This is a genomic window from Streptomyces sp. NPDC058052 (assembly GCF_042885515.1).
In the GTDB taxonomy this organism is placed as follows: domain Bacteria; phylum Actinomycetota; class Actinomycetes; order Streptomycetales; family Streptomycetaceae; genus Streptomyces.
This window is the reverse complement of sequence record NZ_JBHVRX010000017.1, coordinates 94,245-111,340: the sequence shown is the minus strand read 5'-3', so window position 1 is coordinate 111,340 and position 17,096 is coordinate 94,245. Positions and strand designations below refer to the sequence as shown.

At 71.8% G+C, this 17,096-nt stretch carries 19 protein-coding genes; 13 read left to right on the top strand and 6 right to left on the bottom strand.

Features of this window, described 5'->3' with window-relative positions; translation table 11 throughout:
* Nucleotides 1-116: 116 nt before the first annotated feature.
* Nucleotides 117-722 carry a phage tail protein gene (locus tag ACFVU3_RS23395; RefSeq protein WP_390068935.1) on the bottom strand — a complete coding sequence of 202 codons (606 nt, stop codon included), beginning with the start codon at nt 720-722 and terminating at the stop codon, nt 117-119.
* Nucleotides 723-856: 134 nt separating this feature from the next.
* Entirely contained in the window at nt 857-1,267 is a 411-nt protein-coding gene (locus tag ACFVU3_RS23390; protein ID WP_390068933.1) for a hypothetical protein, read from the bottom strand.
* Between the two features lie 294 nt (nt 1,268-1,561).
* On the opposite strand from ACFVU3_RS23390, the gene ACFVU3_RS23385 reads away from it, so the two are divergent.
* Entirely contained in the window at nt 1,562-2,395 is an 834-nt protein-coding gene (locus ACFVU3_RS23385) for a hypothetical protein (RefSeq protein ID WP_390068931.1), read from the top strand.
* Between the two features lie 66 nt (nt 2,396-2,461).
* Here ACFVU3_RS23385 and ACFVU3_RS23380 read toward each other — a convergent pair whose 3' ends face one another.
* The 3 genes from ACFVU3_RS23380 to ACFVU3_RS23370 are packed head-to-tail and all read right to left on the bottom strand — an operon-like array spanning nt 2,462 to nt 3,767.
* The gene (locus ACFVU3_RS23380; RefSeq protein ID WP_030759416.1) at nt 2,462-2,665 is read right to left on the bottom strand and encodes a hypothetical protein; all 204 of its coding nucleotides are present in this window, start codon (nt 2,663-2,665) and stop codon (nt 2,462-2,464) included.
* Nucleotides 2,659-3,390, bottom strand: a complete 732-nt coding sequence (locus tag ACFVU3_RS23375; RefSeq protein WP_390068929.1) for a hypothetical protein — start codon at nt 3,388-3,390, stop codon at nt 2,659-2,661. Before ACFVU3_RS23375 ends, ACFVU3_RS23380 begins: the two co-directional genes overlap by 7 nt.
* Nucleotides 3,387-3,767, bottom strand: coding sequence for a WhiB family transcriptional regulator (locus ACFVU3_RS23370; RefSeq protein ID WP_390068928.1), 381 nt, complete (start codon nt 3,765-3,767; stop codon nt 3,387-3,389). The genes ACFVU3_RS23375 and ACFVU3_RS23370 overlap by 4 nt, the downstream gene beginning before the upstream one ends.
* Before the next feature lie 246 nt (nt 3,768-4,013).
* Between ACFVU3_RS23370 and ACFVU3_RS23365 the strand changes: the two genes are divergently transcribed.
* The 5 genes from ACFVU3_RS23365 to tuf all read left to right on the top strand — a co-directional run bounded on the left by ACFVU3_RS23365 (nt 4,014) and on the right by tuf (nt 9,129).
* The gene (locus tag ACFVU3_RS23365) at nt 4,014-4,463 is read left to right on the top strand and encodes a helix-turn-helix domain-containing protein (RefSeq protein WP_390068926.1); all 450 of its coding nucleotides are present in this window, start codon (nt 4,014-4,016) and stop codon (nt 4,461-4,463) included.
* Nucleotides 4,464-4,763: 300 nt separating this feature from the next.
* The gene (gene rpsL, locus ACFVU3_RS23360) at nt 4,764-5,135 is read left to right on the top strand and encodes a 30S ribosomal protein S12 (protein WP_003948652.1); all 372 of its coding nucleotides are present in this window, start codon (nt 4,764-4,766) and stop codon (nt 5,133-5,135) included.
* Nucleotides 5,136-5,137: 2 nt separating this feature from the next.
* Entirely contained in the window at nt 5,138-5,608 is a 471-nt protein-coding gene (rpsG, locus tag ACFVU3_RS23355; RefSeq protein ID WP_030494244.1) for a 30S ribosomal protein S7, read from the top strand.
* Between the two features lie 39 nt (nt 5,609-5,647).
* Nucleotides 5,648-7,774, top strand: coding sequence for an elongation factor G (gene fusA, locus ACFVU3_RS23350; RefSeq protein ID WP_390068924.1), 2,127 nt, complete (start codon nt 5,648-5,650; stop codon nt 7,772-7,774).
* A gap of 161 nt (nt 7,775-7,935) precedes the next feature.
* Entirely contained in the window at nt 7,936-9,129 is a 1,194-nt protein-coding gene (gene tuf / locus ACFVU3_RS23345; RefSeq protein ID WP_376603358.1) for an elongation factor Tu, read from the top strand.
* A gap of 162 nt (nt 9,130-9,291) precedes the next feature.
* On the opposite strand, the gene ACFVU3_RS23340 is transcribed toward tuf, so the two are convergent.
* Nucleotides 9,292-11,229 (bottom strand): PIG-L family deacetylase, encoded by a 1,938-nt coding sequence (locus tag ACFVU3_RS23340; RefSeq protein WP_390068921.1) that lies wholly within the window; start codon nt 11,227-11,229, stop codon nt 9,292-9,294.
* Nucleotides 11,230-11,540: 311 nt separating this feature from the next.
* Here ACFVU3_RS23340 and gdhA point away from each other — a divergent pair, with 311 nt between their 5' ends.
* The 7 genes from gdhA to rplW all read left to right on the top strand — a co-directional run bounded on the left by gdhA (nt 11,541) and on the right by rplW (nt 17,092).
* A complete protein-coding gene (gdhA, locus tag ACFVU3_RS23335; RefSeq protein WP_390068919.1) occupies nt 11,541-12,914 on the top strand; it encodes an NADP-specific glutamate dehydrogenase in 1,374 nt (457 codons plus the stop codon).
* Between the two features lie 158 nt (nt 12,915-13,072).
* Complete coding sequence (locus ACFVU3_RS23330; RefSeq protein WP_390068917.1) at nt 13,073-13,435, top strand: YciI family protein; 363 nt, start codon at nt 13,073-13,075, stop codon at nt 13,433-13,435.
* A 71-nt stretch (nt 13,436-13,506) separates the two neighbouring features.
* A complete protein-coding gene (locus ACFVU3_RS23325; RefSeq protein ID WP_390069057.1) occupies nt 13,507-14,721 on the top strand; it encodes an RNA polymerase sigma factor in 1,215 nt (404 codons plus the stop codon).
* A 434-nt stretch (nt 14,722-15,155) separates the two neighbouring features.
* Nucleotides 15,156-15,464 (top strand): 30S ribosomal protein S10, encoded by a 309-nt coding sequence (gene rpsJ, locus ACFVU3_RS23320; protein WP_003948644.1) that lies wholly within the window; start codon nt 15,156-15,158, stop codon nt 15,462-15,464.
* An 11-nt stretch (nt 15,465-15,475) separates the two neighbouring features.
* Complete coding sequence (gene rplC / locus ACFVU3_RS23315; protein WP_376598804.1) at nt 15,476-16,120, top strand: 50S ribosomal protein L3; 645 nt, start codon at nt 15,476-15,478, stop codon at nt 16,118-16,120.
* A 4-nt stretch (nt 16,121-16,124) separates the two neighbouring features.
* Complete coding sequence (gene rplD, locus ACFVU3_RS23310; RefSeq protein WP_390068915.1) at nt 16,125-16,775, top strand: 50S ribosomal protein L4; 651 nt, start codon at nt 16,125-16,127, stop codon at nt 16,773-16,775.
* Nucleotides 16,775-17,092, top strand: coding sequence for a 50S ribosomal protein L23 (gene rplW, locus ACFVU3_RS23305; RefSeq protein WP_030759382.1), 318 nt, complete (start codon nt 16,775-16,777; stop codon nt 17,090-17,092). Before rplD ends, rplW begins: the two co-directional genes overlap by 1 nt.
* Nucleotides 17,093-17,096 lie beyond the last annotated feature (4 nt).

Below are 17,096 nucleotides of genomic sequence, written 5' to 3'. Positions count from 1 at the left end.
GCGGGGCGGGGGGGGGGGGGGGGGGGGGGGGGGGGGGGGGGGGGGGGGGGGGGGGGGTGTGGGGGGGGGGGGGGGGGGGGGGGGGGGGGGGGGCCCCCCCCCCCGCCCCAGGGGGATCAGGCCGAGGCGCCGTACTGGTTGTCCTTCATGAGGAAGGTCGCCAGCGGCTTGCCGTCGCCGTTCGACATGGCCGTGAAGGTGACGCCCAGGGTGGACGCCGCCTTGCGGGCCAGCTTGATGTCGTCGGAGGCGGTGACCTGACCGCGCGGGATGATGAAGCGGTACGTGACCGCGGCGCCGCCGACCTTGACGTCGGTGAACTCCAGGCCGAGGGCGCGGGCGTCCGCGTACGGGCGCTCGGCGATCTCGTACTTGTACGTGTCGGTCGACGCGGCCGGCTCCGGCTCGACCTCGCCGCCGCCCATGAAGAACGGCAGCGTGTCCTCGTTGAACTGGAGCATCGAGAACTTCAGCGAGAGGTCGCGGCTGGAGTAGATGAAGTGCACCGGGGAGACCGACTGCCAGGTGTCGATCGGCTCCAGCTTGTCCTTCTTGGAGAAGGTGACGCCGTCACCGGTGGTGTAGCCGAGGTTCGTCCAGGTGGCCGCGGCCCAGTCGGTGGCCGGGTCGGCGCCGAACGACGGGGCGGTGGCGCCGGCGGTGGCGACGAAGAGCTTGCCCGAGCCGGCGACGCGGATCTCGGCGGAGTTGTTTCCTGCCATGGTGGGACTTCTCCTTGTGTGGGTGAGGGCGCCGCGCCCGGGCGGAGGGAAGGGGCCCGGGTACGGCAAAGGCCCCGCCGGACGGCAGGGCCTGGTCTGTGGGCGGGCGCGGCCGGGAGGCGGCACCCGGGCCGTCAGAAGACGGTGAGGGAGAGGCGCAGCACGCAGAGGTAGCGGTGGGCGCCCCGGTAGAGGTAGTCGGGCAGCCAGCGCGGCCCGTCCTGCTCCTCCACGTCGTGGACGACGTTGCTCGTGCCGATCTGCTTGCCGAGGGTGGCGAGCAGGGCGCGCCGGGCGCCGTTGGCGAGCACGTGGGCGGCCTCCTTGGTGGGGCCGTACACCTCGAACTCGATCAGCGGCATGTCGACGTGCAGGTCGCCGATCCAGGCGCCGCCGCGGCGGTTGACCAGGACGGCGGCCTGGGTGCCGTCGAAGCCGGCCGGCGGCTGGACGGCGATCACCGCCCCGGCCAGCGCCGGGTCGGCCTTGAGGACGTCGACGACCAGCTTCTCGACGTCCGGGAACGCACTCGGGGGAGTGGTCATCGCGGTTCTCCTCGGGAGGGGGCGGTGGGTGGAGGGGCGGCCGCCCGGGCGGCTCCGGCGGGGAGGGGGCGGGGCGCGGTCGGCGCGCCCGGACGGCCGACGGCGGAGCCGCGGCCCGTCTCGCGGGCACAGCTCCGCCGCTGCGCCAACTGTGACAGAGAGCGTGCGCGCACGCAACTAAAACGGGGAGTGCCTCCCACGGCGCGCATGTCACCTCTCTGACCTGCGGCGATCCCTACCGGACGCCCCGCACCGGCCGATAGGTTGGCCGTCCCGACCCCCGAGGAGCCGCCCGTGTCCGCCGACCGCCCCCGCCTGCTCTACGTCACCGACCTCGCCTACCCGGCCCGCGGACGCCGCTACTGCGACGAGGACATCGACCTCACCGCCCGCCTCCGCGCCTCCTTCGACCTCGCCCTCTGCCACCCGCGCGACGCCGCCGCCCTCATGGACGCCTTCGACGCCGTCGTCGTCCGCAACAGCGGCCCGGTCCTCCACCACCAGGAGGCGTACGACCGGTTCCGCGAACGCGCCGCCGCCCTCTCCATCCGCGTCTACAACCCGCTCCACGGCCGCGGCGACATGGCCGGAAAGCAGTACCTCCTCGACCTCACCGCCACCGGACACCCCGTCATCCCCACCGTCGACCGCTCCGAGGACCTGCCCCGGCTCCCCGAGGCCGCGCTCTACGCCGTCAAGCCCAAGGCCGGCGCCGACTCCATAGGACTGCGGTTCGTCCCGTACGCCGAGCTCGCCGGGCTCCCCTACGGGGACGGGGAACTCCTCGTCCAGCCCCGGATCGACTTCCGCTACGAGGTCTCCTTCTTCTTCGTCGACGACCGCTTCCAGTACGCGCTGTACGCCCCCGACCCCGAGCGCCGCTGGGAACTGGTGCCGTACGAACCCACCCCGGCCGACCTCGACTTCGCACGCGGCTTCATCGCCTGGAACACCCTGCGCCACGGCATCCAGCGCGTCGACGCCTGCCGGACCCCGGACGGCGCGCTCCTCCTGGTCGAGCTGGAGGACCTCAACCCGTACCTCTCCCTCGACCGCCTCGACGAGCCGGCCCGCGACCGCTTCGCCGGGGAACTCACCCGCTCGCTCCACAACTTCCTGAAGGCGTGACGGCATGACGGAGCGCCCCCGCGTCCATCAGGACGCGGGGGCGCTCCGGCGAGACCCCGAACGGGGTCAGGCGGTACGGGGACGGCGGCGGGCGGCCCGCTCCGCGGCGAAGACGTCCTCCAGGCGGAAGAGCTGAGCCCGCCCGGCCCGCCCCGCGGCCCGCAGATGACCCAGCTGGACCCACTTGCGGATGGTCGCGGGCGCGACCCCCGCCTCCTCGGCGGCGAGCGGTCCCGGGATCAGGGCCGGCAGGTGGGGCGAGCTCAGCACGCGGTCTCCTCCGTGTCGTCCATGGCCGCCTCGATCTCCTCCGCACGGGCCCCGGAGGCTTCCGCCAGCTCCCCCCACGCCTCCTCCCGCCAGAGGTGCCGGTAGGCCGGGTCGTCCTGGCAGCCGCACACCGGATCGACGCACACACAGGCGGGATTGACGCACAGCACCGCCCGGCGGTCCGGGAAGGCGCGCAGCGAGACCGAGTCGCACCACGGGCAGCGGCCGGCCACCCGCACCACCGACTCCACCGCGCCCAGCGTCCGGGCGCACCGGCGGGCCATCCGCCGGATCTCGTCCCGCACGTGGCGGGCGAGGTCCGGGTGGGCCGCGACGCCGTCGAGGAGCCCGGCGACCCGGCGCAGCCGGTCGGTCACCCCGGCCCGGGGCGGCCGCGGCAGCCCGAGCCGGGCGCACACGGCCTCCTCCAGCTCCACCACGCCGTCGGTGACGTCCCGGATGCAGTCGGAGACGTGCAGCCGGATCGGGGCGGCGCCGTGCCCGGGGACGGCCAGCCCGTGCCGCTGCTCCAGGAGCAGCGCCTCCCTCCGCTCCTGGCGCAGGAGCGCGGCGTCGCCGGGGCGCGGGGCGGCGGGCGCGGAGCCGGCGGGGGAGCGGCGGACGGGGGCCAGCTCCTCGGCGAGCTCGGGGAACTGCCGGACGAGGGCGGCGGCCCAGAGCAGGGCGTCCCGCAGGACGGCCTCGGCGGCGGTGCTCCCGGTCACGGGGTGCCCCCGGAGGCGGCCGGAGCGGAGGCGGCGAGCACGGCGTCGAGCTGTGCGGCCACGGTGCGGGGGGTCGGCGGCCCCTGCTCCGCGTCCGGGCGGCCGAGGCCGAGAGGGTCGGCAGCGCCCGGCTTCGCGTATCGGGAGGAACGGGGCTTCACGGGACGTCCGTTGCGCCACAGACGGCCCGCGCAGACGCCGTCGAACCAGCTCTCGGCGGGGGCGACGGCCGCCTCGCACTCGCGGGGGACGGGGCAGGCGGCACAGGCCCGCAGGGCGGGGGCGGCCTGCCGCTCGCGGCGGGCGAAGACGACGGACGGGGAGAGGCCGGCGCACGCGGCGGCGGCCTGCCAGGGGGTCGGGTCGGGCTGGGACAAGGCGGTTCTCTCCACGGTCCGGGGCCGCCGGGGCGCGCGGGGACCCCGAAGGGGCCCGGCGTCCGGGAGGCCGGCGAGTGCGGCGGCCAGCAGACTCGCATGTTGCGTGCGAGCTCGCAACTAGCAATGGGGAGAGGTCTCCATCGTTTCGACACGATTGCGTGCCCGAAAGCACGTAATTCCGTGCGCGCAAGCACGCTAGAGTGAGGGGCCCGGAAGGTGGGGATGATGAGGGAGCGGTAGAGCATGAACAGTCAAGGGCTCGACGAGTTCGCCGGCTGGGTCGAAGGTCTGATGCGGCGGCGCGGATACGACATCGACAGCCCGCGCGGCGGCGGAAAGTCCCGGATCGCGGACGAGGCCGGGGTCCACCGGGCCGCGGTGACCCGCCTGCTGCAGCGGCAGAGCATGCCCGACCTGGAGACCATGCGCCGCATCGCCCCGCTCCTCGGGGTCTCGGTGCGCGACATGCTGATCCGCTCCGGCCGGGTCACGCCCGAGGAGCTTCCCCTCGCGGCGGATCTGCTCCCGCCGACCGACTGGCAGCCCACCATGGAGGACTTCGCCCGCTGGCTCGGCGTCCCCGACGAGCGCATGGGCGTCTTCGTCAAGGTCGTCAGCCAGTTCCTGGAGCCCGACACCGCGGCCGAGACCGAGGAGCCGCGGGCCGAATCCCGCCGTACCGCCCGCGATTGACAAAGGGCCAGGGGTGTGCGTCGCCGGGGCGGGTCCAAGATCCACCGGCGGCCCGCCTCGGCGGCGTGGGCTTTTCTTTTGACCGGAGTCCGTGCGATAGGTACGCTCATGCCTTGTGCCTGGGGTGTGCCTGGGCTCCTGTGCGTGTCCACAACCGCACGGTGAGTCCAAGACCGGCCACCGCGATCCGCGCCCCTTCCGCGTTCTGCGGAGGTTCGCCGGGTCCGACACGCCCGACCGCGTGGGTCGGTGAATGTTCCAGGTTAGTAGTACTTACGGCACACAGAAACCGGAGAAGTAGTGCCTACGATCCAGCAGCTGGTCCGGAAGGGCCGGCAGGACAAGGTCGAGAAGAACAAGACGCCCGCTCTCGAGGGTTCGCCCCAGCGCCGTGGCGTCTGCACGCGTGTGTTCACGACCACCCCGAAGAAGCCGAACTCGGCCCTCCGTAAGGTCGCGCGTGTGCGTCTGACCAGCGGCATCGAGGTCACGGCCTACATCCCGGGTGAGGGACACAACCTGCAGGAGCACTCCATCGTGCTCGTGCGTGGTGGCCGTGTGAAGGACCTGCCTGGTGTTCGTTACAAGATCATCCGCGGCTCCCTCGACACCCAGGGTGTCAAGAACCGCAAGCAGGCCCGCAGCCGCTACGGCGCCAAGAAGGAGAAGTAAGAATGCCTCGTAAGGGCCCCGCCCCGAAGCGCCCGGTCATCATCGACCCGGTCTACGGTTCTCCTCTTGTCACGTCGCTGATCAACAAGATCCTGCTCGACGGCAAGCGCTCCACCGCTGAGCGCATCGTCTACGGCGCCATGGAGGGCCTGCGCGAGAAGACCGGTGCTGACCCGGTCGTCACGCTGAAGCGCGCCCTCGAGAACGTCAAGCCGGCTCTCGAGGTCAAGTCCCGCCGTGTCGGTGGCGCCACCTACCAGGTGCCGATCGAGGTCAAGCCCGGTCGTGCCTCCACCCTCGCGCTGCGCTGGCTCGTCGGTTACTCCCGCGCCCGCCGCGAGAAGACCATGACCGAGCGCCTCATGAACGAGCTCCTGGACGCCTCCAACGGCCTGGGTGCTTCGGTCAAGAAGCGCGAGGACACGCACAAGATGGCCGAGTCCAACAAGGCCTTCGCGCACTACCGCTGGTAGTCGCAACCCCCATCGAGACCGAGAGAAGACTGAAGCCTTATGGCTACCACTTCGCTTGACCTGGCCAAGGTGCGCAACATCGGCATCATGGCCCACATCGACGCGGGCAAGACGACCACCACCGAGCGGATCCTGTTCTACACCGGCGTTTCGTACAAGATCGGTGAGGTCCACGACGGCGCTGCCACGATGGACTGGATGGAGCAGGAGCAGGAGCGTGGCATCACGATCACGTCCGCTGCCACCACCTGCCACTGGCCGCTCGAGAACGTCGACCACACGATCAACATCATCGACACGCCGGGTCACGTCGACTTCACCGTCGAGGTGGAGCGTTCCCTGCGCGTGCTCGACGGTGCCGTGACCGTGTTCGACGGCGTGGCCGGCGTCGAGCCCCAGTCCGAGACCGTCTGGCGTCAGGCGGACCGCTACGGCGTTCCGCGTATCTGCTTCGTCAACAAGCTCGACCGCACGGGTGCCGACTTCTTCCGCTGCGTCAGCATGATCGTGGACCGCCTCGGCGCCACCCCGATCGTGATGCAGCTCCCGATCGGTGCCGAGGCCGACTTCGAGGGCGTCATCGACCTCGTCAAGATGAAGGCGCTCGTCTGGTCCGCCGAGGCGACCAAGGGCGAGATGTACGACATCGTCGACATCCCTGCCGACAAGCAGGAGCTCGCCGACGAGTACCGCGCCAAGCTCGTCGAGGCCGTCGCCGAGAACGACGAGGAGCTCATGGAGCTCTTCCTCGAGGGCGTCGAGCCCACCGAGGAGCAGCTCTACGCGGCGATCCGTCGTATCACCATCGCCTCCGGCAAGGGCGGCGAGACCACGGTCACCCCCGTGTTCTGTGGCACCGCGTTCAAGAACAAGGGCGTCCAGCCCCTGCTCGACGCTGTCGTCCGCTACCTGCCGTCGCCCCTGGACGTCGAGGCCATCGAGGGCCAGGACGTCAAGGACGCCGAGGTCGTCGTCCGGCGCAAGCCGTCCGACGACGAGCCGCTGGCCGCCCTCGCGTTCAAGATCGCGAGCGACCCGCACCTCGGCAAGCTCACCTTCGTCCGGATCTACTCCGGTCGCCTGGAGGCCGGCACCGCGGTGCTGAACTCCGTCAAGGGCAAGAAGGAGCGCATCGGCAAGATCTACCGCATGCACGCGAACAAGCGTGAGGAGATCGACTCGGTGGGCGCCGGCGACATCGTCGCCGTCATGGGCCTCAAGCAGACCACCACCGGTGAGACGCTGTGCGACGAGAAGAACCCGGTCATCCTGGAGTCCATGGACTTCCCGGCGCCGGTCATCCAGGTCGCCATCGAGCCCAAGTCCAAGGGTGACCAGGAGAAGCTGGGTGTCGCCATCCAGCGTCTCGCGGAGGAGGACCCCTCCTTCCAGGTCCACTCGGACGAGGAGACCGGCCAGACCATCATCGGTGGCATGGGCGAGCTCCACCTCGACATCCTCGTCGACCGCATGCGTCGCGAGTTCAAGGTCGAGGCGAACGTCGGCAAGCCGCAGGTCGCGTACCGCGAGACGATCCGCAAGGCCGTCGAGCGACTTGACTACACCCACAAGAAGCAGACCGGTGGTACCGGTCAGTTCGCCAAGGTGCAGATCGCGATCGAGCCCATCGAGGGCGGCGAGGCGTCGTACGAGTTCGTGAACAAGGTCACCGGTGGCCGCATCCCGAAGGAGTACATCCCTTCGGTCGACGCGGGTGCGCAGGAGGCCATGCAGTTCGGCATCCTGGCCGGCTACGAGATGACTGGCGTCCGCGTCATCCTTCTCGACGGTGGCTACCACGAGGTCGACTCCTCCGAGCTCGCGTTCAAGATCGCCGGTTCGCAGGCCTTCAAGGAGGCCGCGCGCAAGGCTTCCCCCGTGCTCCTTGAGCCGATGATGGCCGTCGAGGTCACCACGCCCGAGGACTACATGGGCGAGGTCATCGGCGACATCAACTCCCGCCGTGGCCAGATCCAGGCCATGGAGGAGCGTCACGGTGCCCGCATCGTGAAGGGCCTCGTGCCCCTGTCGGAGATGTTCGGCTACGTCGGCGACCTCCGCAGCAAGACCTCGGGTCGCGCAAGCTACTCGATGCAGTTCGACTCCTACGCCGAGGTTCCGCGGAACGTCGCCGAGGAGATCATCGCGAAGGCCAAGGGCGAGTAACGCACCTGCGTTCCACGCACCGCGTTCACACGCTTTAGGCTTGACACCGAACGGTGGGGGGCCGTCCCGCGAGGGACACCCCCTGCCGGGCGGCACCCCAGCAAAGATCACCTGGCGCCGATGAAGCAAGGCGTTCAGAACCACTCCACAGGAGGACCCCAGTGGCGAAGGCGAAGTTCGAGCGGACTAAGCCGCACGTCAACATCGGCACCATCGGTCACATCGACCACGGTAAGACGACCCTCACGGCCGCCATTACCAAGGTGCTGCACGACGCGTACCCGGACCTGAACGAGGCCTCGGCCTTCGACCAGATCGACAAGGCTCCCGAGGAGCGCCAGCGCGGTATCACGATCTCGATCGCGCACGTCGAGTACCAGACCGAGTCGCGTCACTACGCCCACGTCGACTGCCCCGGTCACGCGGACTACATCAAGAACATGATCACGGGTGCCGCGCAGATGGACGGCGCCATCCTCGTGGTCGCCGCCACCGACGGCCCGATGCCGCAGACCAAGGAGCACGTGCTCCTGGCCCGCCAGGTCGGCGTTCCGTACATCGTCGTCGCCCTGAACAAGGCCGACATGGTGGACGACGAGGAGATCCTGGAGCTCGTCGAGCTCGAGGTCCGTGAGCTCCTCTCCGAGTACGAGTTCCCGGGCGACGACCTGCCGGTCGTCCGCGTCTCGGCGCTCAAGGCGCTCGAGGGCGACAAGGAGTGGGGCGAGAAGCTTCTCGGCCTCATGCACGCCGTCGACGAGGCCATCCCGCAGCCCGAGCGTGACGTCGACAAGCCGTTCCTGATGCCGATCGAGGACGTCTTCACGATCACCGGTCGTGGCACCGTCGTCACCGGTCGTATCGAGCGTGGTGTCCTGAAGGTCAACGAGACCGTTGACATCATCGGCATCAAGCAGGAGAAGACCACCACCACGGTCACCGGCATCGAGATGTTCCGCAAGCTGCTCGACGAGGGCCAGGCCGGTGAGAACGTCGGTCTGCTCCTCCGTGGCATCAAGCGCGAGGACGTCGAGCGCGGCCAGGTCATCATCAAGCCGGGCTCGGTCACGCCGCACACGAACTTCGAGGCGCAGGCGTACATCCTGTCGAAGGACGAGGGTGGCCGTCACACCCCGTTCTTCAACAACTACCGCCCGCAGTTCTACTTCCGTACCACGGACGTGACCGGCGTCGTGACCCTCCCCGAGGGCACCGAGATGGTCATGCCGGGCGACAACACCGCCATGAGCGTTGAGCTGATCCAGCCCATCGCCATGGAGGAGGGCCTCAAGTTCGCCATCCGTGAGGGTGGCCGGACCGTCGGCGCCGGCCAGGTCGTCAAGATCACTGCCTGATCTTGAACTGACCTGGTAGCTCGTACGAGCTGCTAGCAGTGAGGGAAGGCCCCGCACCGGAAGGTGCGGGGCCTTCTCGCGTTCCCGGGGCCTTCCCGCGTCCGGGCCTTCTCGCGGCCGGGCCTTCCCGCGGCCGGGCCTTCTCGCGTTCCCGGGCGGGGGCTACGGCCGCCAGGACCAGAGCCGGCCGTCCGGGCCGAGCCCCACCACCGTCACCCCGCGGGCGCCCACGTGGAGCGCCGCCGCCACCGCCGCCGGTCCCGCCGCGCGGGTACGCAGCCTCCCGCCGGCCCGGACGCACGGCCGGCCCCCGGCGTCCGTCCCCAGCAGCACCGTCCCCAGCGCCGCCGAGCGGGCCGCCCGCACCTCGCCGAAGCCGTCCAGGCCCGCGTCGGCGCCGTCCGGGCCGATCAGCCGCGCCGAGGCCGGCGCCCGGTGGTAGAGCCCGCCGTCCGCGCTCGCCACCGTCGAACCCGACAGCGGCAGCCCGCCCGGCGCCTCCCGGCCGTCCACCCAGTGCCGGACCGCCGCCGGGCCCGCCGCGTACAGATGCGTCCGGCCCGCCCGGTCCAGCGAGACGGCGAGCCCGTCCTGCACCACCGCGTCCCCCGGCAGCGCCCGCCACGGCCCCCAGACGCCGTCCGGCTCGCGCACCCGCTCGGCGACGCCCCGGGCCGCGTTCCGCACGTACAGCCGGACCCGGCCGTCCGGGGCCGCCACCGCCACCGGGGCGCCCAGCCGGCGGCCGCGGTCCGCCCCGCGGTCCGGGGTGCCGAGCCCCCGCCAGGCCAGGAACGGGCCGCCGGGGGAGCGCTGCTCCAGGAGCACCACCTCCCGCCGGTTCGGCCCGCCGCGCCCCTCCAGGGCCGCGAACCGCACCCCGAACAGCAGCACCCGCCCGTCCGGCAGCACCGCCGGGCCCAGCGCGGGCGCCAGCGGCCCGCCGCCCAGGTCCTCCGGGCCGCTCCACACCCCGGGCGCGGTCTCCCGCCGGCGCACCGCCCGCAGCCCCAGCACCCCGTAGGCGGCGAGGCGTCCGTCCGGCTCGTCGGCGACCGCGAGCCCCGGACCGGGCCAGCGGTGGTGCGTGGAGCGGACCCAGCCCTTGCGGTTGGTCAGCGGCCGGTCGCCGCCCACGCCGTAGTCGCCGCAGCCCGACGGGTTCCCGCACTCCCAGGACGGGTCGCCGCCGTACGGCACCAGCCGGGCCGCCTTCGCCGCCAGCACACCGGGCGGCAGGTTCTTCGGCCAGTGCCGGTTGTAGTAGCCGCGGAAGGCGGTCGCCGTGAACGCCGGCACCGGCGCCCCGCCCCGTACCTCCTCCGCCACCCAGCGCACCAGCGCCGCCCAGGCGAAGCGGGCCGCCGCCGTGTGGTCCCCGTGGTCGGAGAAGCCCGGCTGCTCCGCGTTCCGCCGGCGGGTCGCCTCGTCGCCCGGCTGCGCGTCCGGGTCCGGATCGAGGGTGTGCACCACGGTCGGCCGGTAGCGGCGCAGCAGGCCGGTCAGGGCCGCCACCAGGCCCTCGTGGTCGTACGGACCGGGGCGGACGACCGGCGAGCCCGCCGAGCGGTGCGGGGACAGCTCCAGGGCCCGGTCCTCCCAGAGCGCGGGCAGCGCCATGTACCGGCGGGGCGTGTGCATCGGCAGGTCCAGGAAGACCAGCTCCACCCGGCGCCCGCCGTGCGCCAGGACGGCCCGCTCGGCCGTCCGGCCGCCGCCGAGCGCCAGCGCCTCGCGCCGCCACGGCTCGAACAGCGGCAGGCCCAGCGCCGCGGCGTAGCTCTGCCGCAGGCCCTGACGGCGGGCGGAGGAGTACGCGGCCCGGTCCGGCGGGGTCCTCGCCATGCCCGCGATCCGGTTGACGCCGGTGTGCTCGCCCGCCGTGACATAGACGGAGACCAGCGGCACCCCGGCGTCGAGCAGCCGCTGCGCGTCCGGGTTCATGAAGTACAGGTCGTCGTCCGGATGGGCCACGATCTGGAGCAGCAGCGCCCGGCCGGGCTCCCCTGCGGCGAACGGCTTGCCCGGTGCCGGGTCCGCGGCCGCCGAGGCCCGGCGCGGAGCGGGTACGGAGCAGCCCGCGGCCAGCGCCGTGGTCACGGCCGTGGCCAGGAGCGTACGGCGGGACGGTATGTGCACGGCGGATGGCCCTTCCCCGGGAGCGGTCCCTGGCTAGACGGGTGGCGCGGGGCCGGGGTTGCCCACCGGGCGGAGCCCCGCCGGCGTCTCGCATGCCGGACGGAGCGGAATGCTTACTGGTGCCTGCATTCACATGGATGTAACAGTGGGGTCCGGTGGCGGTCCCACAGGTGCGGGGGCGCGCGAGGACGCCGCCCGTCAACGCTCGGCAACGGCGCCGAGCTCCGCACCGCTTCCCTGGCGCGCGCAGCCGTGCCAGAAGGGGGTACTCCGTGCCGTCCCAGCCCACCGCCGAGACCACCGCGGCCCGGTCCGCGCTCGATTCCCTGCGCGTCGGGATCGAGCAGCGCAACCCGGCCCAGCCCGAGTTCCACCAGGCCGTCCACGAGGTCCTCGACAGCCTCGCGCCGGTGCTCGCCGCCCGCCCCGAGTACGCCGACCCCGGCCTCCTGGAGCGGCTCGTCGAGCCCGAGCGGCAGATCGTCTTCCGCGTCCCGTGGCAGGACGACCGGGGCCGCGTGCACGTCAACCGCGGCTTCCGCGTCGAGTTCAACAGCGCGCTGGGCCCCTACAAGGGCGGCCTGCGCTTCCACCCCTCGGTGAACCTCGGCATCGTCAAGTTCCTCGGCTTCGAGCAGATCTTCAAGAACGCCCTCACCGGCCTCGGCATCGGCGGCGGCAAGGGCGGCAGCGACTTCGACCCGCACGGCCGCAGCGACGCCGAGGTCATGCGCTTCTGCCAGTCCTTCATGACCGAGCTGTACCGCCACCTCGGCGAGCACACCGACGTCCCCGCGGGCGACATCGGCGTCGGCGGGCGCGAGATCGGCTACCTCTTCGGCCAGTACCGGCGGATCACCAACCGCTGGGAGGCCGGCGTCCTCACCGGCAAGGGCACCGGCTGGGGCGGCTCCGCCATCCGCCCCGAGGCCACCGGCTACGGCAGCGTCCTCTTCGCCGCCGCGATGCTCCGCGAGCGCGGCGAGGACCTGGAGGGCCAGAGCGCCGTCGTCTCCGGCTCCGGGAACGTCGCCCTGTACACGATCGAGAAGCTCCTCGCCCTCGGCGCCAACCCGCTGACCTGCTCCGACTCCAGCGGCTACGTCTACGACGACAAGGGCATCGACCTGGACCTGCTCAAGCAGATCAAGGAGGTCGAGCGCGGCCGGGTCGCCGACTACGCCGAGCGGCGCGGCGCCTCCGCCCGCTTCGTGCCCGGCGGCCGGGTCTGGGAGGTCCCGGCCGACGTGGCCCTGCCCTCCGCCACCCAGAACGAGCTCGACGAGGACGACGCCGCCGCGCTGGTCCGCAACGGCGTCAAGGCCGTCGCCGAGGGCGCCAACATGCCCACCACCGCCGAGGCCGTCCACCTCCTCCAGCGGGCCGGTGTCGCCTTCGGCCCCGGCAAGGCGGCCAACGCGGGCGGGGTCGCCGTCAGCGCCCTGGAGATGGCCCAGAACCACTCCCGTACGTCCTGGTCCGCCGCCCGGGTCGAGGAGGAGCTGGCGGGGATCATGACCGACATCCACCGCACCTGCCACGAGACCGCCGAGCGGTACGGCGCCCCCGGCGACTACGTCACCGGCGCCAACATCGCCGGCTTCGAGCGGGTCGCCGACGCGATGCTGGCCCAGGGCGTGATCTGACCCGCACGCCCCGGCGCGGACGGTTCCCGCGCCCCGGCACGCCCGGGAAGATTTTTTTCGAAGATCTTCCCGGGCGATGTCGAGACCGTCCCGGCGGCTCCGACCGTAGGGTGACAGCGCGCCGGAAGAGGCGCGCGGGGCAGGGGAGGACACCCGAGATGAAGTACGTCGCGATGATCTACGGCAACCAGGCCAAGTGGGACGCGTTCCCGGCCGAGGCGTGGCCCGAGGCGATCGCCCGCCAGGAGGCGTTCAACGCCAAGTACCGGGAGACCGGCGAACTGATCGGCGCCTACGGACTCGCCGACGCGGCCGCCGCCCAGCTGATCCGCCGCGAGGAGGGCGCCCCGGCCGTCACCGACGGGCCCTACCTGGAGACCAAGGAGTACCTGGCCAGCTTCTACCTCCTGGACTGCGAGTCCCTGGAGCGGGCCCAGCGGATCGCCGCCGACATGCCCTTCGCCGACGTGGACCCGGTGGAGCTCTGGCCGGTCCTCCACGAGTCCTCGGCGGACGTGTGAGCGGCGCTCCGACGGCCCCGGAACCGGCCGGCTCCGGGCCCGCGGCCCCGGAACCGGCCGGTGTCGAGGAGGTGCTGCGGGCGAGCGCCCCGCGGGTCCTCGGCGCGCTCGTCCGCCGCCACGGCGACTTCTACGGCTGCGAGGACGCCGTCCAGGAGGCGCTGATCGCGGCGGCCCGGCAGTGGCCGGAGCAGGGCGTGCCCGAGCGGCCGGGGAGCTGGCTGCTGACCGTCGCCCAGCGCCGGTACGTCGACCAGGTGCGCAGCGAGGCCGCCCGCAGGCGCCGCGAGGACACCCTCGCGCTCGCCACCCCGGCGGCCGAGCTGCTCGCGCCCGCCGCCGACGAGGCGGGGGAGGGGGCCGCCGACGACTCGCTGGCCCTGCTCTTCCTCTGCTGCCACCGGGACCTGTCGCCGCCGAGCCGGATCGCGCTCACCCTGCGCGCGGTCGGCGGCCTCACCACCGCGCAGATCGCCGCCGCGTTCCTGGTGCCGGAGGCGACGATGGCGCAGCGGATCAGCCGCGCCAAGCAGACCGTCCGGGCGGCGGGGGACGCCCTCGCGCTGCCGGAGGCCGAGGACCGGGCGCCCCGGCTCGCCGAGGTCCGGCACGTGCTCTACCTGGTCTTCAACGAGGGGTACACGGCGAGCGGCGGCGAGGAGCTGACCGCGCCGGAGCTGTCGTCGGAGGCGATCCGGCTGGCCCGGCTGCTGCACGGGCTCGTCCCGGAGGACACCGAGACGGCGGGCCTGCTGGCGCTGATGCTGCTCACCGACGCCCGCCGGCCGGCCCGCACCGGGCCGCACGGCGAACTGGTGCCGCTGGCGGAACAGGACCGGAGCCGCTGGGACGGCGCCCTCCTGGCCGAGGGCGTCGCCCTGATCAGCCGCACCCTCCCGCGCGGCCGGGTGGGCCCGTACCAGCTCCAGGCGGCCATCGCGGCCGTCCACGACGAGGCGGAGTCCGCGGAGGCGACCGACTGGCCCCAGATCCTCGCCCTGTACGAACTCCTGGAGCGGACGGGGCCCAACCCGATGGTGACCCTGAACCGCGCGGTGGCCGTGGCCATGGTCCACGGCCCGCGGGCCGGGCTGGACCTGCTCGACACGCTGGCCGCCGACAGGCGGCTGGCCCGCCACCACCGGCTGCCGGCCACCCGGGCCCATCTGCTGGAGCTGTCCGGTGACACCGCGGCCGCCGCGACGGCCTACCGCGAGGCCGCGCGCCACGCCACGAGCGTGCCGGAGCGCCGCCATCTGACGGAGCGCGCCCGCCGGCTGGGGTGACCCCCTGGGCGGGCGCGCCGGGCGTCGGGAGTCCGTTCGACCTGTGCGTGTGGGTGAACGTGACGTGGGGTACAGTCTTCGACCCGATTGGCGGCCGATAGGCCCCGTATGGCAGACTAGCGGGGTTGCTCGGTTGAGTGCCGATGCTGCACGCCTCCCGTCGGGAGGACCGGAAGCGAGTCCCACGGTACTCGTCGCTCCTTCTCAGGAGCGGACGTACGGGAATCTTCCGGGAAGTGCCAGCGGGGTACCAGCCAGGCGCCCGGTGGGTGTTCACCCCCGTTCCGCGGTCTTCGGCCGCACCCCCTTGGTTGGGAGATCTCTCGGGATTTCTTCGTAGAGGGAGTGCGACACGCCCGACCGCGTGGGTCGGAGGAGAACGCGAACTCGCCGGGTTCCGGAGCGTTACGACAAGACAGGACTACGGAGTAGCCATGGCGGGACAGAAGATCCGCATCCGGCTCAAGGCCTACGACCACGAGGTCATCGACTCCTCGGCGAAGAAGATCGTCGAGACGGTGACCCGCACTGGTGCGTCGGTCGCGGGCCCGGTGCCGCTGCCCACTGAGAAGAACGTGTACTGCGTCATCAAGTCGCCGCACAAGTACAAGGACTCGCGCGAGCACTTCGAGATGCGCACGCACAAGCGCCTCATCGACATCCTCGACCCCACGCCGAAGACGGTTGACTCGCTGATGCGTCTCGACCTTCCGGCCGGTGTCGACATCGAGATCAAGCTCTGAGGGCGCGCGAGATGGCTAAGAACATCAAGGGCATCCTGGGCGAGAAGCTCGGCATGACGCAGGTCTGGGACGAGAACAACCGGGTCGTCCCGGTGACCGTCGTCAAGGCCGGCCCGAATGTCGTCACCCAGGTGCGTACGAACGACGTCGACGGCTACGAGTCGGTCCAGATCGCCTTCGGCGAGATCGACCCGCGCAAGGTGAACAAGCCCCTCAAGGGCCACTTCGCCAAGGCCGACGTCACCCCGCGCCGCCACCTCGTCGAGCTGCGTACCGCTGACGCCAGCGAGTACACCCTCGGCCAGGAGATCACCGCCGAGGTCTTCGAGGCGGGCATCAAGGTCGACGTGACCGGCAAGAGCAAGGGCAAGGGCTTCGCCGGTGCCATGAAGCGCCACAACTTCCGTGGTGGCAAGGCCTCCCACGGTGCCCACCGCGTGCACCGCAAGCCGGGTTCGATCGGTGGCTGCGCCACCCCGGGCCGCGTCTTCAAGGGCATGCGCATGGCCGGCCGCATGGGCAACGAGCGCGTGACCACCCAGAACCTGACCGTTCACGCCGTTGACGCGGAGAAGGGCCTGCTGCTCATCAAGGGCGCGGTTCCTGGTCCGAACGGCGGCCTCGTCCTGGTCCGCACCGCGGCCAAGGGGGCCTGAGGATATGAGCACCATTGACATTCTGTCGCCTGCCGGCGACAAGACCGGGACCGTCGAGCTCCCGGCCGAGATCTTCGAAGCCAAGGTCAGCGTCCCGCTGATCCACCAGGTCGTCGTCGCGCAGCTGGCCGCCGCCCGTCAGGGTACGCACAAGGTCAAGACGCGTGGCGAGGTCCGTGGTGGTGGCAAGAAGCCCTACCGCCAGAAGGGCACCGGCCGCGCCCGTCAGGGTTCGACCCGCGCCCCGCAGTTCGCCGGTGGTGGCGTCGTGCACGGTCCCGTGCCGCGTGACTACTCGCAGCGGACCCCCAAGAAGATGAAGGCCGCCGCCCTCCGCGGTGCCCTCTCCGACCGGGCGAACCACTCCCGCATCCACGTCGTCACCGGCGTGGTCGAGGGTGCGGTCTCCACCAAGGCCGCCAAGACGCTGTTCGGCAAGATCTCGGAGCGCAAGAACCTGCTCCTGGTCGTCGAGCGCGCCGACGAGGCCGCGTGGCTGTCCGCCCGCAACCTGCCCCAGGTGCACATCCTGGAGCCGGGCCAGCTGAACACGTACGACGTGATGCGATCCGACGACGTGGTCTTCACCCAGGCCGCCCTCGAGTCCTTCGTGTCTGGCCCCAAGGCCGACGACAACGAGGGGAACGAAGCCTGATGGCCGAGATCACCAGCAAGACCTTCACGGACCCGCGCGACGTCCTCGTCAAGCCGGTTGTCTCCGAGAAGAGCTACGCCCTGCTCGACGAGAACAAGTACACGTTCATCGTCGCGCCCGGCTCCAACAAGACCCAGATCAAGCAGGCCGTCGAGGCGGTCTTCTCGGTCAAGGTCACCGGGGTCAACACGATCAACCGTCAGGGCAAGCGCAAGCGCACCCGCACCGGTTTCGGCAAGCGCGCCAACACCAAGCGCGCCATCGTGACCCTGGCCGAGGGCAACCGAATCGACATCTTCGGCGGCCCGACCGCCTGACGGC